Here is a 21972-nt window from a genome sequence, read left to right on the forward strand (position 1 = left end):
GCGCGCCGGTGGTGTGTGTCGGCATCGAGGGTGACGGCAGGGGAGACTCATGAAAACGAAGATCATCGGCAGATATGTTGCGGTATCGCTGGCCATGTTCGGAGCGGCAGCGTCGAGCGCGTACGGTTACGAGTTTACGACAGGAATCAACGATCTCACGGGCTCGTGGGTGACCAACCTGACGGCAGGCGCGGGTATCCGGACCAAAAGCCCGAGCTGCTCGCTCACAGGCGATCCGAACTCATTCGGTTGCGGGGCGGCCGCCAACGTCAACCAGTGGGGCGTGGGCGACGACGGCGACCTGAATTACCGCAAGGGGCAGCCCTTCAGCACCTACATCAGCGCGACGAGCGAACTGCTCTTCAAAATGCCGAGTGAAGGGCTCAAGTTCATGATCCGCGGCACCGGCATGTACGACTTCCTCGCCGGCGACACGAAGCGCACGCCACTCTCTAGCACCGCTGCCGCGCAGGTCGTCTACAACGCACAGTTGCTCGACCTGTGGGGGGAGAAAGACTTCACGATCAACGGGCAGAACGCACACGTGCGTCTCGGCAACCAGGTGATCAACTGGGGCGAGAGTATGTTCGCGCAGGGTGGCATCAACGCCACCAATTCGCTCGACGTGCAGAAGCTGCTGATTCCCGGTTCGCAATTGAAACAGGCGCTGCTGCCCGCGCCGATGATCAGTTTTGCTGCCGATCTTTCTCATGGCTTCAGCACTGAGGACTACTACCAGGTTCAGTGGAACGGAAATCGCTATCCGCCAGTGGGCTCGTACTGGTCCATCTCGAACAGCCTGGGCCGAGGAACGGACCCCTACACGGTTAGCACCACGAATCTGAATGTGGGTGGCCCTAGCGCCGGTACGATCGCGGGGGGCAGCAGCGGTAACCAGAATGTGCTCAACGGGATCAACTCCGGCCTTGTCAACGGCGCGTTTGCCGGTCCGCCCTTTAACGACATCGGCCTGCCTGTCAACTGGCAGGCGCCGTCGAAGTACAAGCCGCAGTTCGGCATGAAGTTCAACTATTCGCCGCGCTCCTTCGATGCGAACTTCGCAGTCTATTATGAAAACTACACCGACAAATCACCGGTACTCTCGTCGCTGGCGAACGGGACGCTGAACTGGTCGTATCTGCAGAACCGTCAGCTCTTCGGTGCCAGCGCGAACTTCGGCATCGGCAACTGGGCGATCGGCACCGAGCTCTCGTACCGGCCGCACGATGCCGTGGCGCTGTCGAGTTGCTATGGCGCGGGTGGCCCGCTCGACCTGAACACCAACGGCGTTGCTGGCGTGAATTGCCAGCAATGGGCAGACGAGAAGAAGTTCCAGTACGACATCAACGGACTGCTCGCGCTGACGCGTAGCGAGTACCCGTTCCTCAAGCTGCTCGGCGCGGACGAAGCCACGCTGACCTGGGAGCTCACCTGGATCTACTACCCCGGCCTGAGCACGCACGGCATCACGCGCACGGTCAACGGCCAGACCGTCACGCAGGTACCGCAGGCGGGCTACCTGCCGTGGCTGAACAACAACTCGGGCCTTGGCTACCCGATCGGCATGGCACAGGGCACCTCGAGTTCCGTGGGCGCGACCGTCGATTTCAACTGGACCTACGATGGCACGCTGATTCATGGCTGGCAGGTGACGCCAGGAGTGACCTTCGCCGATGGACTCTACGGCTATACGCCGACGCTCGGCGCGAACTACCTGCAGGGTGCGAAGTCGCTGAACCTCTACGTGCTGTTCAACCAGAATCCGACCGTCTGGCAGGCGGGCATCAATTACACGCTGTTCTGGGGCGGGCACAACACCGTGGGCAATCCCTACGCAGACCGCAACTTCGTCGGGATGTTCGTCACGCGGAACTTCTGATGGCCCGTTCCGTACGCCATTGAATCATCTGAAGGGAAAATGCCGTGTTAAATCGCCTGGTAAAAACGCTGGAGACGATGTTCTTCGGTCGCCGCATGGCCGTGCTTGTGAGCATCGGTCTGTTTACCGTCGTCATGGCGTTTTTCGCCGTGCAGCTGCACATGGACGCCGGCTTCGAAAAGCAGATGCCGATCGGCCACGAATACATCCAGACCTTCCAAAAGTACCGCGCCGACCTGCTCGGCGCGAACCGGATCACCGTGGTCGTGCGTGCACGCAAGGGCTCGATCTGGACTAACGAAGGGCTCACGCGCCTCTACAAAGTGACCCAGGCGGTGACGTATCTGCCGAACGTGGACCGCATTGGCGTGCAGTCGCTGTGGACGCCGAACGCCTACGTGAACGAGATCACCGACGAGGGCTTTCGTGCCGAGCCGATCATCTCCGGCACGATCACGCCCGATCAGCTCACGCCCGACGTCGTCGCGAAGATCCGCCGTGCGACGACCCTCGGCGGCTATATCGGCACGCTCGTTTCGCATAACGAAGACAGCGCCATGATTACTGCCGAGCTCAACGAGCGTGACCGGAACGGCAAGGTGCTCGATTACGTGGCGTTCAACCACCTGCTCGAAGCGCAGGTCCGCAAGCCATTCGAAGACGCCGGCTATGAAATCCAGATCATTGGCTTCGCCAAGCAGATCGGCGATATCGCCGATGGTGCAACGGCCGTGCTCGGCTTCTGCGGCGTCGCACTGCTGCTTACGGCGCTCGCGGTCTACTGGTACTGCCATTCGGCGCGCTTTACGGTGCTGCTGATTTCATGTTCGCTGACATCGCTCGTCTGGCAGTTCGGCACGCTGAAGCTGCTGGGCTTCGGACTGGATCCGCTCGCGGTATTGGTGCCGTTCCTGGTCTTTGCGATTGGCGTCTCACACGGCGTGCAGCAGGTCAATTTCATTGTGCGCGAGATTGCGCATGGCAACAGCTCGTTCGAGGCGGCGTGCCATAGCTTCAGTGGTCTGCTGATACCGGGTGTATTGGCACTGGTCACCGCATTCGTATCGTTCATCACGCTGCTGCTGATTCCGATTCCGATGGTGCGGGAGCTTGCCATCACGGCCTCGCTCGGTGTGGCCTACAAGATCGTGACGAACCTCGTGCTGCTGCCGGTCGCGGCGTCGTGCTTCAACTTCACGAAGAGCTATGCGGACAGCGCCCTCAAGCGCAGCGAACGCCGCTCGGCATGGCTGCACGGGCTCGCGCGCATCGCCCAGCCGAAGTATGCGGGTGTCACTGTGGCGCTCACGCTCGTGGTGTTCGCGCTGGCCGCCTGGCAAAGCCGCGACCGCGTGATCGGCACGCTTCAGCCGGGTGCGCCGGAGCTGCGGGCAGAGGCGCGTTTCAACCGTGACGCCACGTCGATCGCCTCGAGCTACGACATCGGCCTCGACTGGCTCACGGTCGCGATCGAGTCGGCGCAAAAGGGCTGCGATAACTCCGCAGTCGGCCTCTATGAGGACGACTTCGCGAGCGCGATTCGCACCGAGCCGGGAGTGGTGTCGGTTCAGTCGTATTCGGGCATGCTGCGCCGCTACAACCAGGGCTACAACGAAGATTATCCGAAGATGAATGTCGTGCCGATCGACCCCGAGAACTACGGCGCAGTGTCGGTGGACGTGGGGCGTGTGAAGGGTTTCATGAAGGCCGATTGCAGCATGACTGCGGTGCATCTGTTCCTCACCGACCACAAGGCTACGACGGTCAGCCGGATTCTGGACGACGTGAAGACGTATCGCGCAACGCATCCGTTCCCGGGTATTACGGTGCGTCTTGCGGCGGGCAATGCGGGCGTACTCGCCGCGACCAACGAGGAGGTGGCGGCCAGCGAGCTGCCGATGATGCTCTATGTCTACGCGGCGATCCTGATACTGGTGTTCCTCGCCTACCGCGACTGGCGCGCGATGCTGGCCTGCTGCCTGCCGCTTTCGGTGGCGACCTTCATTGGCTACTGGTTCATGAAGGAACTGCAGATCGGGCTCACCGTGGCCACGCTGCCCGTCATGGTGCTGGCGGTGGGCATTGGCGTGGACTATGCGTTCTATATCTACAACCGGCTGCAGGTGCATCTGGCGGGTGGACAAACCATTGTGAAGGCCGTGCAGCACGCGATGCTGGAAGTGGGCGTGGCGACGATCTTTACAGCGATCACGCTGGCGATCGGGGTAGCGACGTGGAGCTTCTCGGCGCTGAAGTTCCAGGCCGACATGGGCAAGCTGCTGGCGTTCATGTTCCTGGTGAACCTGCTGATGGCGATGACGGCGCTGCCGGCATTGGCCTCGGTGCTCGAGCGCTGGTTCCCGCGCCGCAAACCGGCGCGCGCGCCCGGACTCTTCAGTCACTGAACATGGGAGACGCAGTCATGATCAAAATGCTTGTTGCCTGTGCCGCGTTGTGTGCGAGTGCGGTGGTCTGGGCCTTGCCGCCGGGAACCGTAGCGGACTGGGCTACAAAACCCGCACATGCGTGGGCTGCGCCGGCGCACATGATGTTAATGGACGCGGCGCGCGCCGGTTCACGCATCGTCGCGGTAGGCGATCACGGTGTCATCATCCTTTCGGACGACGAAGGAAAGACGTGGCGCCAGGCGAACCAGGTGGTAGTTTCGGCAACACTCTCGTCAGTCACGTTTGCTGACGCGCAGCACGGCTGGGCGGTTGGCCAGTGGGGCGTGATTCTCGCGACGCGCGACGGCGGCGAGACCTGGCAGAAGCAGCGCATGGATCTCTCGGTGGACCAGCCGCTGTTCTCCGTGCTCTTCACTAATTCGCAGGACGGCATTGCAGTGGGCCTGTGGTCGCTGATGCTCGCCACGCACGACGGTGGCAAGACGTGGGAGAAGGTGACTTTGCCGAAGCCGCCGGGGGCTGGCCGAGCGGACCGCAACCTGTACCACATTTTTGCCGACCACCAGGGCGCGCTTTACATTGACTCGGAACAGGGCCTGGTGCTGAAGTCCACGGATGGCGGTGCGAACTGGACCTATCTGGCGACGGGCGGCAAGGGCACGCTGTGGACGGGCGTGGCGCTGCCCGACGGGCGCATCGTGGTGGGCGGGCTGCTGGGCAGCCTGTACCAGAGCAGCGACGGCGGGGCGACATGGGCGGCGCTGAGCGCGGGCACGAAGAGTTCGATCACCGATCTGGTGGCGACTCGAGACGGACTGATGGGCGTCGGGCTCGATGGCCTTGTGTTCCGGCAACACGAGGGCAGCACGTCGTTCGAGGTTCATCAACGCGACGATCGCGCGACGCTTACCGCTGCATTGATCGATGGCGCCGGCAAACCGGTGCTGTTTTCGCAGGACGGGGTGCTGACGGCCCCTTGAGACACGCCGTTCGCTACCTTGTTAGAACGTTCTCCTTAGTAGCTGGGAAGAAAGGGGAGAAACAATGAAACTGAATTGGGCATCGAAGATGGATCGGAAACGTAAGCCGGATACACAGACGCGGCGCCAGCTGCTTCGCTTTACGGCAATGGGCGCGGCGTCACTCGCGACCGGCGGCGTGTCGCTGGCACAGGCCGCCGCAACGACCGCGACGAAGCCCATGAACGGCGACATTCTGGACGTCGCAATCATCGGCGCGGGTCTTGCCGGATTGACCGCGGGCCGTGACCTCAAGCTGGCCGGATGCGATTCGTTCGTCGTGCTCGAGGCACGCAACCGCGTCGGTGGACGAACCTATAACCATGACCTCGGACACGGCGTCGTATCCGAAGCCGGAGGGCAGTGGATCGGTCCGGGCCAGACCGCGATCTTTGATCTGGCACGTCAACTCGAGATCGATACGTTTCCGAGCTGGTACACGGGGAAGACCGTCGTGATGGCGCAGGGCGCTACCGTGGCTCAGGATTTTCATGGCGGCACTGGGGGTGACGATACGATCGGCAACCGGCTTGCCGAACTGTCGCGCGGCGTGCCGTCCGGCGCGCCCTGGAAAGCACCGCATCTGGCGGAACTGGACAAGCTTTCTTACGGCGAGTGGCTGTTGCAGCAGGGCGTGAATTACGAGGACGGCTACTTTCTCGCATTAGCCGCGAAGCTGACCACGGGCGGTGCGCCAGCACAACTCGGTCTGCTGCACTACCTATCGATGATCAACAGTGCAAGCTGCAACTATACGCAACTCGAAGCGTTCAAGGGCGGCGCGCAGGAAACGCGCATCGTCGGCGGCTCGCAACGTCTGAGTATCAAGATGGCCAAACAACTCGGCGACAAGGTCAGGCTGTCCTCGCCGGTACGCAAGATCTCAGGGTGGGATCGCGAAGTGGTCGAACTGTATACCGATCAGGGCGTGGTCAGGGCGCGCCGCGTGATCTTGGCGATGAATCCTGCCCTGTGCAATCTGGTTGTTTTCGGTCCGCCGCTGCCCGGCGGGCGGGCGCAACTCCAGCAGAACTGGCCCACAAACGCCCCCATGCGCAAGACGGTCCACGTCTACGAAAAACCGTTCTGGCGCGACGCCGGTTACTGCGGAACGATCTTCCAGGTCGGCGGCCCGGTTTTCATGGCGTACGACAACTCGCCCCCCGATGCGTCGCTCGGCGTGATCGCCGCGTTCGTCGCGCCGGGGATGTTGCCCAACGATCCCACGACGGCGGAAAGAACGCTTTCGGCCACGTTTGCGAAGGCATTCGGCGACCGCGCGCTGCATCCGACGCAATTCCACGACTACGACTGGGGCCGGGTCGATCCATGGACCCTGCATTGCATCAATCCCATGCCACCGGGCTTCTGGACGAAGTGGGGCAAGTATCTGCATCCCGAAGTGGGCCGCCTGATCTGGTCAGGGACCGAAACCGCCGACATCTGGGCCGGCGCGATGGATGGCGCCGTGCGTTCGGGTCACCGCGCAGCCTTGCAGGCGCTGGCCGGTTTCACTCAACGCGGCGAGGTGGCGTGAATGAAACGGGCATGGATCGTAAGCGCAGTCGTCGTGCTGGCAGGCGTCGTGGGTGTGGGAGCGCTCTACGGGCGCGAATACCTCGACGGCATGCATTTCGAAAAATCGATGAGCGAAATCGACAAGACGGAAGTGGGCAACGGCGGCCCCTGGCCGCAGCCGCAGGAGACCTGTGTCTTCTGCCACGGTGCGCACGGCCAGTCCGTCAACGCCTGGTATCCGGCGCTGTCCGGACAACCCGAGGCTTATCTCGTTGCCCAGTTGCACGCGTTTGCCGGAGGGCAGCGACCCAACCCCTACATGGGGGCGATTGCGAGGGGGCTTACGGACGAGCAGATCAAGTCGCTGGCTGCCTATTTCGCGCGGCAGACGCCGTCCCAAAGCGAAGCGGTGCACGCCCAGACAGCTCTCGAAAAGCAGGGCATGGCGCTCGTAGCGGCGAAAAGCTGCCAGGCCTGCCACGGGGCTTCGTTCATGGGCCAGGGTGCCGTGCCGCGCCTGGCAGGCCAGGGCGAAGCCTATCTTGCGACGCAGCTTGCTGCGTTCAAGGCGGGCGAACGTCGTGACCCGAGCGGCGCAATGAACGGGATGGCGGCCGCATTGTCCGGCGAAGACATCCACGCGGTAGCCAGCTACCTCGCGGGCCTGAGGCCTGGGGGCAGCCCCGCAGGCGTGCAATAGCCGCATTGGCGTAGCGCGGCAGGAATCGGGAAGAGACAGGAAATACCCTGTCTTTTTTAGCTTTACGCATTTGGTATCATGAACTATGTTTTGTATTGTGTTCTATCAAATTGGCGTGCATTATCGCAGTATCGTCCGACGGCGGGGTTCGCCAGCCGCCGAAGACAATCCGGGCATTTAGCCAACTCGACATTCGACCAATCAAGTTTCAGGAGACAAGCATGGCAAAGCATTCCGTCGTCGTTTATGGCGCAAGCGGTTATACCGGCATGTTGATCATGGACTGGCTCATCGACCAGGACATTCCCTTTACGGCGGTCGCACGTAATGCGAAGCGCACGCAGGACATGATGGCGCAGCGTGTCGTGCGCCTCGAATCGGCGAACTACGAAGTCATCGAAGCCGAGCACAGCGTGGATTCGCTCGTGAACGCCTTTCGCGGTGCAAAGGTCGTGTGCAACACGGTCGGGCCGTTCTTCAACTTCGGCCTCACCGCTGTGGAAGCGGCGCTCAAGGCTGGCTGCCACTACCTCGACACTACTGGCGAGCAGCACTTTATCCGCCAGGTTCGCGAGCAGTTTGGCGAGCAGTTCCGGCAGGCCGGGCTGCTGGTGTCGCCCTCGAATGCCTACATGTACACGTTCGCCGAAATCGCCGCCGAACTGGCACTCGAAACGCCCGGTATAGACGCGCTGGAGACGGCCACGCTCACGCGCGGCCCGCGCGGCGCCGGCGCTGGTGTGAGCGTGGGCTCCACTGCGACCATCTTTGAAGGCTATCGCCAGGAATCGTCCTATCTGTGGGAAAAGAAGCTGGTGCCGCATGACAGGCACGCTTCGTTCAACATCGCTTCTCCCGATTTCCTTCAGCCCGTGTTTGCTCTGCCGTGGGGCGGTACGTCGCTGCCGGTGTATTTCGAGCACGATCCGCGCGTGCGCAGCTGTATCTCGTGCGTGGGTTTCTACGACAACAACGCGATGCAGATGGTGCATGGACTCGGTCAGAAGTGGGATGCGGAATACGCGCACCTGCCGCGCGAGCAGCAGGACGCGGTGCTGAAGCAGCTTGTCGATTCCGTGACTCCGTCAATGCCACCGCGCGAGCGCACGTCGCTTCATCGCACTGTCGACTTCGCGATCGGCCGCGGTCAACTTGCAGCGGTACGCGCGACCCTGCACGGCATCACGCCGTACATCGCCACCGGAGCCATTCATGCCGCCGGCGTCGCCAAGCTTCTCGACGGCGACACCGCCAAGGTCGGGTTTGCATCCGGCTCGAAGGCTTTCGGGCATCGCTATCTGCTCGGGTTCCTCGAGCAGCGCGGGCTCGCGCGCGCGACCGTCGCTCAGCTGTAAGCGCCGCGAACGAGCAGATTGAGGACAGATTCAGGGAAACATGGGACATGGCAATCATTGACTTCTTCGATCGCGGTTGGCGCATCAACCCCAACGGCATCGCCTACATCCAGGACGAGCGCAGCTATTCGTTCGATGATGTGCACACGCTGTCGTGCCGCATCGCCAACGGGCTGCTTGCCACCGGCTTCGAAAAGGAAGCGAAGGCAGCGGTCTGGGCCGACAACGACGTCACGGCATGGACCTGCACGCTGGGGCTGTGGCGTGCGGGCGTGGTATGGATTCCGGTGAACGGGCGCAGCGCGCCGCAGGAGAACCAGTACCTCCTCGAGGCATTTGACTGCGAAGCGCTGTTCTTTCATCAGGCGTTCGCACCGGCGATCGAGGCGCTGCGTCCCAGCCTGCCGAAAGTCAGGCTCTGGATCTGTATCGATGCCGATCTGCCATGGGCACCGTCGCTCGAGAAGTGGAGCGCGGCGCAGCCCGCGTCCGAGCCGCGCGTCGATTACGACATGGACGACATCGTGACGCTTTCGGGCACGGGCGGAACGACCGGTTTGCCCAAGGGCGTGATGAACACGCATCGCGCGTTTCAGACCTACTTCGCGCAGTTCATGATGGCGTTTCCGTATGGCGTGGAGCGTCCCGTGAATCTCGCCGCGGCGCCCATGACCCATACCGCGGGGATGCTGTCGCTGCCTTGCACCGCGCGCGGCGGTACGGTGGTCGTGCTGCCGAAGCCGGAGCCGGCACGTCTTCTCGCGGCGATCGCGAGGCACCGGGTCACGGAGTTCTTCCTGCCGCCGACGGTGATCTACCGCCTGCTCGATATCCCCGGCATCGAGGACCAGGATTTTTCGTCGCTCAAGTGCTTTCTGCATGGCGCGGCGCCGATGTCGGTGGAGAAGCTCAAGCGCGCAATCGAGGTGTTCGGTCCGGTCATGGCGGGCGGCTACGGCCAGACGGAAGCCCCTGCGTCGATCTCCTATCTCACGCCGGCCGAGCACTTCGTGGACGGCAAGCTTGCGCCGCAAGAGCGTCTCTCCTCGGTTGGCCGCCCCAATCCGCTCGTGCGCGTCGAGATCATGAGCGATCGCGGCGAGATCCTGCCGCAAGGCGAAACCGGTGAAATCTGCGTGCGCGGCGACCTCGTGATGAAGGGTTACTACAAGGCGCCCGACAAGACAGCGGAGACAGTCGTGGACGGCTGGCTGCACACGGGCGATATCGGTCATCTGGACGCTGAAGGGTATCTGCATATCACTGACCGTAAGAAGGACATGATCATCAGTGGTGGTTTCAACGTCTATCCGAGCGAAGTCGAGCAGGTGATCTGGGCGCACCCAGCGGTGCAGGATTGCGCGGTGATCGGCGTGCCCGACGAAAAGTGGGGCGAGGCCGTGAAGGCGGTGGTGGAGCTCAACGCGGGTCAGAGCGTCAGTGCCGAAGAGCTCGTGGCGCTGTGCAAGGAGAAACTCGGCTCGGTCAAGGCACCGAAGAGCGTCGACTTCATCGCGGCACTGCCTCGCAGCACAGCCGGCAAGGTGCTGAAGAAGGATCTACGGGAGCAGTACTGGCAGGGTCAAGCCCGCCGGATCTGAGTCAGTCACATTGAGATAAAACACCATGAGCGACATTTACATCGCCGGCATTGCGATGACCGTGTTCGGCCGGCACTTCGAGCGCAGCATTGACGATCTCGCGGGCGAGGCGCTACGCGGAGCATTGAAGGATGCGGGTTGCGATGCCGGGGTGATCGGCGCGGCTTTCTATGCGGGTATCACCAACGGGCAGCTGCAAGGCCAGTTGTCGATTCCGGGGCAGGTCGTATTCAGCAAGATCGGGATTGAAGGCATCCCGGTCTACAACGTCGAAAACGCCTGCGCTTCGGGTAGCACCGCAGTGCATCTCGCAGGTCATGCCCTCAGGTCGGGTGCTTGCGATGTCGCGCTCGCGCTCGGCGCAGAGAAGATGAACGTCCCGGACAAAGCGAAATCATTTGCCCTGTTCGAAGCGGGCTGGGATGTGTCGCGCGTCGACGAGAACTTCGCCAGCCTGATGAAGCTCGGTGAAGGCATCGAGCCGCCGCCTGGATCGGAGTCCGATCGGCCCTATAGCCGCTTCATGTCGGTCTATGCCGCGCTGTGCCGGTATCACATGAAGACCTACGGCACCACGCAGCGCCAGATCGCGGCGGTTTCGTCGAAGAACCACCTGCATTCGGCGCACAACCCGTACTCGCAGTTTCGCCAGCCGTTCACGATCGACGAAGTGCTCGCAGCGCCGCCGATCACGTATCCGATCACGCTGCCCATGTGTGCGCCGGTTTCAGACGGTGCGGCCGCAGCGATCCTCTGCACCGAAGAGGGACTGCGGCGCATCGGCGCCGACCGCAAGCGTTGCATTCGCGTTGCGGCAAGCGTGATCCGCAGCTTCACTCATCGGGGTATCGACGAGCCGGAACAGAACATCGGCCGCCTCGCGGCGCTGCAGGCCTATGAACAGGCAGGCCTCGGCCCCGAGGACATGGATGTCGCCGAGGTGCACGATGCGTCGGCGATGGGAGAAATCATCCAGGCCGAAAACCTGCAACTGGTTCCGCCCGGCCTGGGCGGTCCTGCTGCAGAGCGCGGCGAGTTCACCCTCGGCGGGCGCATTCCCATCAACACGTCCGGTGGACTCGAATCGAAGGGGCATCCACTGGGCGCGACGGGAATCGGTCAACTCTACGAACTGGTGACGCAACTGCGTGGAGAAGCGGGCGCGCGTCAGGTACCCGGCGCGCGTCATGCGATTCAGGAGAACGGCGGTGGATTTCAGGGCATCGAAGAGGCGGCGCTTGCCGTCCACATTCTGAGCAAGACTTGATGGAGCAGGAATGAGCGAGACGACGGAAACACAGGTGGAACAACACGACGGTTCACGTTCGGGAGTGAGCCGCCGCACGTTCCTGAAGGGCGCAGCGGCGGCAGCCGTAGTCGCGCCGGCCGTGGCGGCTACGCAATGCTCGCGCGTCGAATCGGCTGGACCCGTGGAGGAGGCCAAATTGACTGCTGACATGGAGAAGTACCGCACACTTGGCGGCTGGGTGGAAAGACCAGACGACTTGCGGCCGGAACTAGTGGGCGATGTGAATGCGGATGTGGTCATCGTCGGCGCCGGTTTTGCCGGGCTTTCGGCTGCGCTGGAGCTGGTCAGGCACGGAGCGAAAGTGGTCGTGCTCGAGCGCGAGTTCGCCGGCTTTGGCGCGAGTGGACGCAACGCGGGCTATCTGGCCGGCGCGCTCGCGCTCGAATACGATCTTTTTCTCAAGAGCGTGGGTAACGAGAAAGGGAAGGAGATCGTCCGCTACTACGAGGACGCCGTTCCCTTCGTGGAGGGGAAGCTCAGAGAGTACGAGATCGACTGCGACTACAACCAGACTGGCATTATCCGTGCGGGCATTGATCCCGCACAAGAGGAGAAGGTGCGCGAGGACATGCGAACCGGCGCCGGGTTGGGCTTTCAGTCGGAGTTTCTCGACCAGGCCGAGATGCGTGCGCGTGGCATTCCGCCGGCGTTTTTATTCGGCAATTACGTGTCGCGCGGCGGCACGCTCCACCCCGGCAAATACGTGATGGGGCTCAGGCGCGCGGCGTTGCGAGCAGGCGTGAAGATCTACGAGAATACGCCGCTGCTGTCTTACACCGAGGGGCCGGTCATCAAGGTGCAAACCCCGCGCGGCAGCGCGAGCGCGCCGGCGCTGATGCTGGCCACCAACGCCTATACGCCGCAGCTCGGCCTGCTCGCGGACAAGGTTGTACCGCTACGGGTCTCGGCGATCGAGACCGAACCGCTCTCCGACACCCAGCGCAAGGCGTTGGGTTGGCCGCGACGCGAAGGCATCGTGACGGCACACTGGACCATGGAAAGCCACCGCCTGACCGTCAACAACACGCTCGTCGTGACGACGAAGCGAATCCATTATCCATACGGCTCAAAAACGCCGAACGTGCCCGACTATGAGTCGTATCGCGAACTGCGCACGGCTCTGCATGACCGCTTCCCGTCCCTCAAGGGCATCGCGCTGCGGGCATGCTGGAGTGGCTATATCAGCTTGGCCAATGATGCGCTGCCGGTTGTCGGAGCCACGGGGGCGCATCGGAACATCTTCTACAGTGCCGGGTGCTCCGGACATGGCGTGGCTGCCCAATCCATGGTGGGCAACATGATTGCCGGGCGGATTCGCGGGACCGAAAATCCGCTCCTTTCCGCGCTGGATCACAAGACGCCATCGACGCTGCCCGAGCCGTTGCGATGGTGTGTTATGAACGGGGCGCTGGGGGTGGTGAATGCGCTCGACGACCGCGTGAACAGCAACGCGCGCGCCGCGCAAGCGCTGCGGGCGTGACGCGCGTCAAGGTATGGGACGCTTCCGGCGAACAAGCCTCGACGAGGCCTAATTGGGGCACTGTGCGAGCGCCTCAGTGATCGGCTACCGCGGTTGAAGGAGATGAGGAGCGGGGATGACCGCTGCAGCATGTCCCCCGTGTAGATGGAGTTTCAGCCTGGTGTAAGATATAGTCATGTTTACCTAGGAAGCGGTTCGTGTGACCGCATTGCCTCTCCCCGGCGAGGCGTCTCACTCAAGGCGGAAAGCGATGACAGTGACAAAAGAGCCAAGCACCCGTAGGCGGCGCACGTCGAGCGCAGCACCTTCCACGGGAACCGCACCCGACGGCCTGCGGGCCCAGGGCGTACGTACGCGCAATGCCATCATTCGTGTCGCAAGGAAGCTCTTGCTCGAGAATGGTCCCATGGATTTCTCGCTGCGTGCCGTCGCGCTGAAAGCGGGAATCAGTGTCAGCAATCTCCAATACTACTTCCCGACGCGGCCTGACGTCGTACGGGCGGTGATGGCGCCGGTGATCGACACGTATATCGATGTTCTGAAACAGGCGCTCCAGAGCAACGCCTCGCCGCGTGCGACAATCGAAGCCATTCTCGATCAGTCAGTGCAGGACGCGAAGGACTCGAAGAACATACCACTGTGGTGGCATTTCTTTTCGTTTGCGTCTACCGACCCGGAGTGCGCGCAGATGCGGGACGAATGGTACGACACCTTGACGAACGAACTTGCCAAGCTCATTCGCGCCGCGAATCCGGAGCGTGGGGCGGCCGAGAGTACCCATATCGCTGTGCTGCTCATTTCGATGGTGGACGGCATGACCATCCATCTGGGCACCGCGCGCGGCAAGCGCGCGTACATGCGAGGGTTTGAGGCGATGTTCCTTGAGACCGCGCGTAACCTGGTATGGGGGAAGACGGTGGATGCCGAGACGGCCTAGCAGCCCCGGCACTCTGCCGGCGAAGAAAAAGGACGGGGGAATACCCTGTCTTTTTTTTTCACCTCCTGTTTTGTATTGTTACCTATGTTTGTTATGGTGATCTATTAATGAGGCGGCTGGGTTGCGGGGCAGTCCGGTCGACATATGTCCAGGAGAGGAGTACTGAAATGATTCGACTGCACAAGTCCGTGGGGTTGCCTCTGGCAGGCTTGACTGGTTTCGAAACGCCGATGGGGGAGGAGGAACGTGCGATCCAGGAGACGGTTCACCGTTTCGCACGCGACGTGCTGAAGCCCGTCGGTCGCGAACTGGACCGCATGACGCCGGAGGAAGTGATCGCGCCTGGGTCCCCGTACTGGGGCGCCATGATGGAGAGTGCAAAGCTGGGCCTCGATCCGCAACTGCTTGCGCAACTTCCGCCAGACATGGCGGTGCGCATCGAATCGCTGATCGGCGAAGAGCTCGGCTGGGGTGATGCGGGGCTTGCCGTTTCGATCGGCGTGGCGCCCGCTCCGTTGATGATGGCACAGTCGATCGGTAATCAGGAACTGATCGACATGTGCACCGGCAAGATTGGTTGCTGGATGAATACGCAGCCCGACCGCGGCACCGATGCCGCGATTCTCTACCGCGACGAGATCAGCGCGGGCGGCAAACAGCCGGTGGGTAATCTCACGGCAAAGGTGGGCGCAGACGAAATCGTCATCAACGGGCAGAGTTCCGCGTGGATCTCGAACGGCTCGGTCGCGCAGGTGGCGCTCGCATACATGGCGGCGGATTATGGCGATGGCTTCTATGGCAACGGGGAACGAAGTGCGTTCACGAACGGGATCGGCATGATCCTTCCGCTCGATCTGCCGGGTGTGTCGCGCGGCAAACCGCTCGACAAGATTGGTCAGCGCTCGCTGCCGCAGGGCGAGATCTACTTCGACAACGTGAGGGTGCCCAGGCGGTTCGCCATTGCGCTGCAGGATGATTATCTCGGCAATCTGGCCTCAACCTGGTCGTTCGCCGGCACGCACATGTGCCAGGTGTTCGTGGGCGTAGCCCGCGCTGCGTTCGAACTCGCGCTGGGTTATTGCCACGAGCGCAAGCAAGGCGGGGCGCTGTTGATCGATCACCAGATGACGCAACTGCGCGTGGGCGACATGTTGCGGCGGCTGGAGATGGCGCGTGCGATTGCGCGACGCAGCCTCGCATTCTCACGTCTGTCTCCAAAGAGCCATCCATACGCTACGGCACAGGCCAAGGTCAGCGTGACTGAAGAAGCGATGAAGATCACGCACGAGGCGTTCCAGCTCTTCGGCGGCAACGGTACCACCCGCGAATTCCCGATCGAGAAGCTGTTCCGCGATGTGCGCTCCGCACTGATCGAAGACGGCGAGAACTATCACCTTACGTTGCGTTTGGGCGTGCTGGCAGGGAAGCTCTATCAGAACGGGTGGACGAAAGAGTAACCAGCCCGTCGACGCCGATATATTGGCCCGGCGTTGGGGCTCCATGGTACCCGAATGAAGCTGTCGAATAGCGGCTACTGTGTGTGCAGTGCCGCTAATCTGGGTTCGAATCCGTTTGTCTATCAGGAGTACGACATGAAAGCTGCTGCGATATCGAACCGTTCGGCACTCGCGGTTGTGCTGACGTCCATCCCTGTTTCTGCTCACGCGAGCGGCGGCGGCATTCGCCCGCAGGAACAATCGACTCCGCAATTCGTGTCCGTTTCAAGTGGAGCGCCCGACGAGTCAAGTGCGCAGACCGATGCGGCTCGTGCGGACGGGCGCCCGGGCACGGAAGTCAGCCAGGCGCTGGGTAAGACCCGGGCACAAGTCCGGGCCGAGCTCCTGCAGGCCGGGGAGGAGGGCATGCTTCCGCCACGCTGGGTTGATTATCCGCCCAGTGCGTCAACGAGGGCGCGCAATCGGGAAAACTTTATCCGCGTGGAACAAGTGTGGAAGGCGAAAGCGATCATTCCGCCGACGAGCGTAAATAGCACAGATGGACTGAACGAGGAGCAGCAATGAAATTGGTGGTCGCTGTAAAGCGGGTCGTGGATGCCAACGTCAAGGTCAGCGTGAAATCCGATGGCACGGGTGTCGACATCGCCAACGTGAAGATGTCGATGAATCCGTTCGACGAGATCGCCGTGGAGGAAGCGGTGCGGTTGAAGGAGGCAGGCGTGGCCACTGAGGTGATCGCAGTTTCGTGTGGCGTTCCGCAGGCACAGGAAACGTTGCGTACTGCGCTCGCGATCGGCGCGGACCGTGCGGTGCTCGTGGAGTCCGCAGTTGAATTGCAGCCTTTGGCTGTCGCGAAGCTCCTGAAGGCGCTGGTCGACAAGGAACAGCCTGGCCTCGTGATCCTCGGCAAGCAGGCCATCGACGACGATTCGAACCAGACCGGCCAGATGCTCGCCGCGCTGGCGAACCTGCCGCAAGCGACGTTTGCCTCGAAGGTTGTGGTGGCCGACGGCAAGGCTACCGTGTCGCGTGAAGTGGACGGCGGCGCGGAAACGCTGTCGCTGACGCTGCCCGCGGTGGTCACGACGGACTTGCGCCTGAACGAGCCGCGCTACGTCACGCTGCCGAACATCATGAAGGCGAAGAAGAAGCCGCTCGAAACGCTCAAGCCGGAAGACCTGGGCGTGGACGTCACGCCGCGTCTGAAGACGCTGAAGGTTGCCGAGCCGCCCAAGCGCAGCGCAGGCGTGAAGGTGCCGGACGTGAAGACGCTGGTCGAGAAGCTGAAGACGGAAGCCAAGGTGCTGTAAGGAGCGAGACGAAAATGACGAATCTGGTGAATCTGGTAATAGCCGAACACGACAATCAGTCGATCAAGGCCGCGACGCTGAACACGGTCGCTGCAGCACAGAAAATTGGCGGCGACGTTCACGTGCTGGTCGCGGGCCACAACGCTCAGGCCGCAGCGGACGCAGCAGCGAAGATCGCCGGCGTTGCGAAGGTGCTGCTCGCCGACGCGCCGCAACTCGAACAGGGTCTTGCAGAGAACGTCGAAGCGACGGTGCTGAGCATCGCGCAGAACTACTCGCACATCCTGGCTGCGGCAACGGCAGCGGGCAGAAACGTCACGCCGCGCATTGCCGCGAAGCTCGACGTTGCACAGATCAGCGACATTACCGCCGTGGATGCGCCCGATACGTTCGAGCGTCCGATCTACGCCGGCAATGTGATCGCAACGGTTCAGTCGTCCGATCGGGTCAAGGTCATCACAGTCCGCACGACCGCTTTCGACGCCGTAGCAGCCGAAGGCGGCAGCGCAGCGGTCGAGAAACTCGAAGCGGCAACAGACAGCGGCCTCACGCAGTTCGTCGGCCGTGTAGTGACGAAGCTCGACCGTCCAGAACTCACGAGCGCGAAGATTATCGTCTCGGGTGGCCGGGGTCTGGGCAGCGGCGAGAACTACACGAAGGTTCTGGAGCCGCTGGCCGACAAGCTCAATGCCGCGCTCGGCGCCTCGCGCGCAGCAGTCGATGCTGGCTACGTGCCGAACGACTACCAGGTCGGTCAGACCGGCAAGATCGTCGCGCCGCAACTGTATGTGGCAGTCGGCATCTCGGGCGCAATCCAGCATCTGGCCGGCATGAAGGACTCGAAGGTCATCGTCGCGATCAACAAGGACGAAGAAGCACCGATCTTCAGCGTGGCCGACTACGGCCTGGTGGGCGACCTGTTTACTGTCGTGCCGGAACTGGCGTCGTCAATCTGAACGCAAACTTGGAGTTGCGGCTGTGATGTCCGGGCGGATGCCGGGCTAATCCCGCTCACTTGGGCGGATCGTCAGAATCCCTGCATGGCGCGGCGCTTTGGTACCCAGCCAGGCGTCGGGAAGTGGAATGTCGCGAGGCATCTTTTGAGATACAGGGGAATACCCTGCATTCTTTTCGATCTCTATATTGGTATATTGACCTATCTTTGTCTATATGTACTAATACGTGGTCGCTGAAACAGCGGATCGCGCGGTCTCGCGCCAGGGCGCGAATGATTCTTAAGGGATTTCAAAGAAGTTGCGCAGCACGGTGTATCGACCGGATATGGAGACTGGCGCCTGAGCGCAGCGGTTTCGGTCACCCGCTCAGAGCGGGAGCCTTCATCAAGTAGACAGAGGCACTATGGCAAAAAAATCTTCTCAAGACAGCGCTGCAAACCTGCAGCGCAGGCAATGGCTCAAATATGCCGGTGCCTCGGCAGCTGCCGTGGGTACGCTCGCCATGAGCACCCAACAGGCGTATGCCGCAGTCACCAAGGCCGCGCCAGGCGCGGACGGCATTCTCGACGTCGCTATCGTAGGAGCGGGGCTGGCCGGACTGACCGCCGCGCGCGACCTGCGCCACGCGGGCTGCGAGTCCTTTCTGGTTCTTGAGGCCCGGGATCGCGTGGGTGGGCGAACGTTCAACTACAACATCCCCGGCGGGTACGTTTCGGAAGTCGGCGGGCAATGGATCGGGCCCGGCCAGACCGCCGTTGCGGATCTCGCGCGCGAGCTGGGCGTCGGGACTTTCCCGACCTACTACGACGGGAGTACGGTCATTCTGGGCGGCAACGGCCGCGTGGCAATCGATCTGAAGGGCACGTTCGGCACTGACGAGGCGATTGGCGCCAAGCTCAGCAGACTCTCGCGCGACGTGCCTTGTGGCGCACCGTGGACGTCCCCGAAGGTCGCTGAACTGGACAAGCTCTCGGTCGGTGACTGGCTGGAAAAGCAGAATATCAAGCCTGAAGATCAGGTCGCATGGAATGGCAGCATCACGCTTTCGGGCGGCGCGGCGCCGGCGAAGATGGGGTTGCTGCACTTCCTTTCGATGGTCAATTCGGCGGATTGCGATTATTCGCAACTCGACAGCATCAAGCACAGCGCCCAGGAAACCCGCTTCATCGGCGGCTCGCAAATCCTCAGCATCAAGATGGCCCAGCAACTGGGCGATAAGGTCCGCCTGTCTTCTCCAGTCCGCCAGATTTCCGGATGGGACGGCGACGTCGTCACCCTGCATACCGACCATGAAGAAGTGCGGGCACGGACCGTCATCATGGCCATCCATCCGGCTTTGTGTCATCAGGTGCAGTTCGATCCGCCACTGCCGGAAAAGCGTGCGGCCCTGCAGCGCGCCTGGCCCGCGAATTCCCCGGCACGGAAGACGGCCATGGTCTATCGCCGTCCGTTCTGGCGCGACAAGGGCATGAACGGGAGCATCTTCCAGGTCAATGGCCCCATTCTCTGGGCCTACGACAATTCTCCGCCCGCCGGAGAGATCGGGGTCATCAACGCGTTCATTGAGAATGCGATGGTCCCGTCCGAGCGGGACGCGGCAATGGCCATGCATAAGCAGTTCTACGCGCAGGCATGGGGCGATGAAGCGCTGTCTCCCATCGCGTACCACGATCAGGACTGGGGACGGGTCGATCGCTGGACCCTGACCTGCGTTTCCGCCATTCCGCCCGGCTTCTGGAGCGCTCACGGCGAGGCGCTGCGCCCCTCGTGCGGCAAGCTGATCTGGTCGGGGACGGAGACTGCGAATATCTGGGCCGGCTACATGGATGGCGCCGTGCGCTCCGGCCATCAGGGCGCGCTTCAGGCGCTTAATGCGCTGCGCCGGGCGTAGGAGGGTAACGATGAAGAAAACACTATTGATTGGCATTCCTCTGGTTATTGCCATGATACTGGCCATTTTCGGCTCCGATCTGCTGGGTCTTTACCGGCTGCAGCGCTATCTCACGGCATCGACCACGGCTTACCTGGCTGACGGCGGCCCCTGGCCGCATGTGACCGACGTCTGCATGGGCTGCCACGGCGTCAAGGGCAATTCACTCCATCAGGGGTATCCGAGTCTCGCCGGGCAGCCGGCACCCTATCTGGAGACCCAGCTCCACAATTTCGCGAGTGAGGCGCGCCGTAATCCGAACATGGGGCCCCTCGCGATGACGATGAGCGATCCGCAGATCAAATCGCTGGCTGAATATTTTGCCAGTGTGACCCCGGTCGCGAATCACTACTTCAAGCCGGATGCGCAATTGCGCGAAAGGGGACAGCGTCTGGTGGCCGCGAGCAACTGTGTCGCCTGTCACGGTGCCCAATTGACGGGCCACGACCAGTTTCCGCGTTTGGCGGGGCAGGGATACGACTATCTGCTCGCGCAGTTCGACGAGTTCGCATCCGGCACTCGCAGCGAACCCACAGGCGTCATGAAAAACCTTGCGACAGGTTTTTCGCCCGAAGACCGCAAGGCTATTGCCACCTATCTGGCAAGCCTTGACCCGAAGAAAGATTGACCAATCAGATGCAACCGGAAGTTGGGAGTTTAGTCATGGACCTCAGATCTGCAATTCTTATGCTCTCCAGTGCCTTGCTGGCATTAAGCTCATTTTTCTACGGCTGGAAGGTCGTCAGGAAACGAAATTATCTTCTCGGCCTGGAGATGTGGATCGTCGGCACATCGGCGACGAACGCCATTGGATTTTTTGCTACCGGAAATGCCGTTTCCTATGAAGTAGCGCACTTCTTCGATGCATTTTCTCGAGGATTCGGCATACCCATCATCGCCGTCGCGGGTCTGATGGCGATTACGCATGGCTACAAGCCGTCGATTCGCCAGGACGTCGCGGTATTCGTCGTCGCGTTTGCGCTTACGTTCGCTCTCGTGGGAGCGGAATTCATCGCTGGGGTTTTGCCTTACTACTATCTGACGATGTGGATTCTGCTGTCGATCTATCTTGTGTACTTCATCAAAAGACTTCTGGAAATTGGCGAGATGCTCCGTGCGCTGGCCGTGGGGGTGGCTCTGGTAACTTCACTGGGCATTGCGGTCATTTACGATTTTTACAAAATACCGGGCGAAGAAACAAACGTCTTTTTCAACTTCTACACGCTTGCCTTGTGCTCGTGGGCCTACTTCATGCCGGCGATCTATTACGGCTATTGCGCTTTGGAGCGCGCCAAAAATGGCAGAGTCGTTCTGAACTCGCCCACGCCTTACCAAACCTGACGTTTCCCGGAGATCAATGATGAATCAACCCTCGCATAAGGTCATGCGCTTCACGGCCTGGAGCGCAATCATCGGCGGAATTCTGGCGTACGCGAATGTCGGCTTGTCATTCATGGTGACGGGCCCGGATGCGGATATGGTGCTGCACGGTGCAACGATGCTGGCGTTGCCGCCGGATACCCGCGACGTGTTTCGCTGGTGCATGGTTGCAGACATATTTGGGTTCTATCTGCCTTTCCTGGTCATTGGCGGATACTTTGTGCACGTATTTCGCGAAGAGCTGGGTGCGCTTGGCAACATGGTGGCGATGGCGGTCGTGCTGTACGTCATGGTTGGCGTGACCGGCGCTGTCATGCAGTTTGCGATCCTTCATCCGCTGGCCCATCTTTATGCGGGCGGCGACGATGCCACGAGAAACGGCGCGGCGGCAGTATGGACTGCGATAGCCAACGGGACGCAAAACGGTCTCTGGTGGATTGAGGGCCCACTCGTGCTCTTCTGGACGCCGATTGCCGCCAACGTGCTCAAGAAGGAGGGCTGGAAGGGATCGTTTCTGCTCAAGATCGTCGGCTGGGCTTTCGCGGTCTTCTTCCTGCTCGGCTTGTTTCCGGATCTCGACGCGTTTTCGAATGCCAGCGAGATGGTCGTCGTGCTGGTTCTGCCGCTATGGATGTTGTTGTTCGGCTGGCAGATGCTGCGCCGCGCGCGAGCAATGCCGGCCCGAATGCAAGGCGCTGGCGCATCCACCTAACGCAACTCTCAACTGTATCCC

General features: G+C 61.7%; 18 protein-coding genes. All 18 read left to right on the forward strand.

Annotation, left to right across the window (positions count from 1 at the left end):
* Window positions 1–49 precede the first annotated feature (49 nt).
* The 18 genes from ACAX43_RS26845 (at window position 50) to ACAX43_RS26930 (ending at window position 21951) form a co-directional block, all read left to right on the forward strand.
* Window positions 50–1879 carry a DUF1302 domain-containing protein gene (locus ACAX43_RS26845; protein ID WP_370711434.1) on the forward strand — a complete coding sequence of 610 codons (1830 nt, stop codon included), beginning with the start codon at window positions 50–52 and terminating at the stop codon, window positions 1877–1879.
* A gap of 44 nt (window positions 1880–1923) precedes the next feature.
* Window positions 1924–4284: an RND family transporter gene (locus ACAX43_RS26850; RefSeq protein ID WP_370711435.1), complete on the forward strand. Its 2361-nt coding sequence runs from the start codon at window positions 1924–1926 to the stop codon at window positions 4282–4284.
* Between the two features lie 17 nt (window positions 4285–4301).
* The gene (locus tag ACAX43_RS26855; protein WP_370711436.1) at window positions 4302–5267 is read left to right on the forward strand and encodes a WD40/YVTN/BNR-like repeat-containing protein; all 966 of its coding nucleotides are present in this window, start codon (window positions 4302–4304) and stop codon (window positions 5265–5267) included.
* 88 nt (window positions 5268–5355) lie between these two features.
* Window positions 5356–6843 (forward strand): flavin monoamine oxidase family protein, encoded by a 1488-nt coding sequence (locus tag ACAX43_RS26860; protein WP_370711520.1) that lies wholly within the window; start codon window positions 5356–5358, stop codon window positions 6841–6843.
* Window positions 6844–7524: a cytochrome c gene (locus ACAX43_RS26865; RefSeq protein ID WP_370711437.1), complete on the forward strand. Its 681-nt coding sequence runs from the start codon at window positions 6844–6846 to the stop codon at window positions 7522–7524.
* A 221-nt stretch (window positions 7525–7745) separates the two neighbouring features.
* The gene (locus ACAX43_RS26870) at window positions 7746–8879 is read left to right on the forward strand and encodes a trans-acting enoyl reductase family protein (protein ID WP_370711438.1); all 1134 of its coding nucleotides are present in this window, start codon (window positions 7746–7748) and stop codon (window positions 8877–8879) included.
* A 47-nt stretch (window positions 8880–8926) separates the two neighbouring features.
* Complete coding sequence (locus ACAX43_RS26875; protein WP_370711439.1) at window positions 8927–10480, forward strand: class I adenylate-forming enzyme family protein; 1554 nt, start codon at window positions 8927–8929, stop codon at window positions 10478–10480.
* Between the two features lie 25 nt (window positions 10481–10505).
* The gene (locus ACAX43_RS26880; RefSeq protein WP_370711440.1) at window positions 10506–11747 is read left to right on the forward strand and encodes a thiolase family protein; all 1242 of its coding nucleotides are present in this window, start codon (window positions 10506–10508) and stop codon (window positions 11745–11747) included.
* Between the two features lie 10 nt (window positions 11748–11757).
* The gene (locus ACAX43_RS26885) at window positions 11758–13269 is read left to right on the forward strand and encodes an FAD-dependent oxidoreductase (RefSeq protein WP_370711441.1); all 1512 of its coding nucleotides are present in this window, start codon (window positions 11758–11760) and stop codon (window positions 13267–13269) included.
* A 250-nt stretch (window positions 13270–13519) separates the two neighbouring features.
* Complete coding sequence (locus ACAX43_RS26890) at window positions 13520–14206, forward strand: TetR/AcrR family transcriptional regulator (RefSeq protein WP_064269530.1); 687 nt, start codon at window positions 13520–13522, stop codon at window positions 14204–14206.
* Between the two features lie 167 nt (window positions 14207–14373).
* Window positions 14374–15663 carry an acyl-CoA dehydrogenase family protein gene (locus ACAX43_RS26895; protein ID WP_370711442.1) on the forward strand — a complete coding sequence of 430 codons (1290 nt, stop codon included), beginning with the start codon at window positions 14374–14376 and terminating at the stop codon, window positions 15661–15663.
* 54 nt (window positions 15664–15717) lie between these two features.
* Entirely contained in the window at window positions 15718–16227 is a 510-nt protein-coding gene (locus ACAX43_RS26900; RefSeq protein ID WP_370711443.1) for a DUF4148 domain-containing protein, read from the forward strand.
* Window positions 16224–16973: an electron transfer flavoprotein subunit beta/FixA family protein gene (locus ACAX43_RS26905; RefSeq protein ID WP_370711444.1), complete on the forward strand. Its 750-nt coding sequence runs from the start codon at window positions 16224–16226 to the stop codon at window positions 16971–16973. The genes ACAX43_RS26900 and ACAX43_RS26905 overlap by 4 nt, the downstream gene beginning before the upstream one ends.
* A gap of 23 nt (window positions 16974–16996) precedes the next feature.
* Window positions 16997–17929: an electron transfer flavoprotein subunit alpha/FixB family protein gene (locus ACAX43_RS26910; protein ID WP_370711521.1), complete on the forward strand. Its 933-nt coding sequence runs from the start codon at window positions 16997–16999 to the stop codon at window positions 17927–17929.
* A 403-nt stretch (window positions 17930–18332) separates the two neighbouring features.
* Window positions 18333–19820 (forward strand): flavin monoamine oxidase family protein, encoded by a 1488-nt coding sequence (locus tag ACAX43_RS26915; protein WP_370711445.1) that lies wholly within the window; start codon window positions 18333–18335, stop codon window positions 19818–19820.
* A 10-nt stretch (window positions 19821–19830) separates the two neighbouring features.
* The gene (locus ACAX43_RS26920) at window positions 19831–20487 is read left to right on the forward strand and encodes a cytochrome c (RefSeq protein WP_370711446.1); all 657 of its coding nucleotides are present in this window, start codon (window positions 19831–19833) and stop codon (window positions 20485–20487) included.
* A 35-nt stretch (window positions 20488–20522) separates the two neighbouring features.
* The gene (locus ACAX43_RS26925) at window positions 20523–21200 is read left to right on the forward strand and encodes a hypothetical protein (protein WP_370711447.1); all 678 of its coding nucleotides are present in this window, start codon (window positions 20523–20525) and stop codon (window positions 21198–21200) included.
* 16 nt (window positions 21201–21216) lie between these two features.
* On the forward strand, window positions 21217–21951 hold the full coding sequence (locus ACAX43_RS26930; RefSeq protein ID WP_370711448.1) for a hypothetical protein: 735 nt from the start codon (window positions 21217–21219) through the stop codon (window positions 21949–21951).
* The last annotated feature ends 21 nt before the right edge of the window (window positions 21952–21972 follow it).

It is taken from the genome of Paraburkholderia sp. IW21, from assembly GCF_041321145.1.
Lineage (GTDB): Bacteria > Pseudomonadota > Gammaproteobacteria > Burkholderiales > Burkholderiaceae > Paraburkholderia.

Bases quoted from the DNA above. Each gene is read 5' to 3' on its own strand.
- ACAX43_RS26905 (WP_370711444.1), top strand. From the start codon at position 16,224: ATGAAATTGGTGGTCGCTGTAAAGCGGGTCGTGGATGCCAACGTCAAG.
- ACAX43_RS26875 (WP_370711439.1), top strand. From the start codon at position 8,927: ATGGCAATCATTGACTTCTTCGATCGCGGTTGGCGCATCAACCCCAAC.
- ACAX43_RS26880 (WP_370711440.1), top strand. From the start codon at position 10,506: ATGAGCGACATTTACATCGCCGGCATTGCGATGACCGTGTTCGGCCGG.
- ACAX43_RS26885 (WP_370711441.1), top strand. From the start codon at position 11,758: ATGAGCGAGACGACGGAAACACAGGTGGAACAACACGACGGTTCACGT.
- ACAX43_RS26930 (WP_370711448.1), top strand. From the start codon at position 21,217: ATGATGAATCAACCCTCGCATAAGGTCATGCGCTTCACGGCCTGGAGC.
- ACAX43_RS26915 (WP_370711445.1), top strand. From the start codon at position 18,333: ATGGCAAAAAAATCTTCTCAAGACAGCGCTGCAAACCTGCAGCGCAGG.
- ACAX43_RS26890 (WP_064269530.1), top strand. From the start codon at position 13,520: ATGACAGTGACAAAAGAGCCAAGCACCCGTAGGCGGCGCACGTCGAGC.
- ACAX43_RS26845 (WP_370711434.1), top strand. From the start codon at position 50: ATGAAAACGAAGATCATCGGCAGATATGTTGCGGTATCGCTGGCCATG.
- ACAX43_RS26920 (WP_370711446.1), top strand. From the start codon at position 19,831: ATGAAGAAAACACTATTGATTGGCATTCCTCTGGTTATTGCCATGATA.
- ACAX43_RS26900 (WP_370711443.1), top strand. From the start codon at position 15,718: ATGAAGCTGTCGAATAGCGGCTACTGTGTGTGCAGTGCCGCTAATCTG.
- ACAX43_RS26860 (WP_370711520.1), top strand. From the start codon at position 5,356: ATGGATCGGAAACGTAAGCCGGATACACAGACGCGGCGCCAGCTGCTT.
- ACAX43_RS26865 (WP_370711437.1), top strand. From the start codon at position 6,844: ATGAAACGGGCATGGATCGTAAGCGCAGTCGTCGTGCTGGCAGGCGTC.
- ACAX43_RS26925 (WP_370711447.1), top strand. From the start codon at position 20,523: ATGGACCTCAGATCTGCAATTCTTATGCTCTCCAGTGCCTTGCTGGCA.
- ACAX43_RS26855 (WP_370711436.1), top strand. From the start codon at position 4,302: ATGATCAAAATGCTTGTTGCCTGTGCCGCGTTGTGTGCGAGTGCGGTG.
- ACAX43_RS26895 (WP_370711442.1), top strand. From the start codon at position 14,374: ATGATTCGACTGCACAAGTCCGTGGGGTTGCCTCTGGCAGGCTTGACT.
- ACAX43_RS26870 (WP_370711438.1), top strand. From the start codon at position 7,746: ATGGCAAAGCATTCCGTCGTCGTTTATGGCGCAAGCGGTTATACCGGC.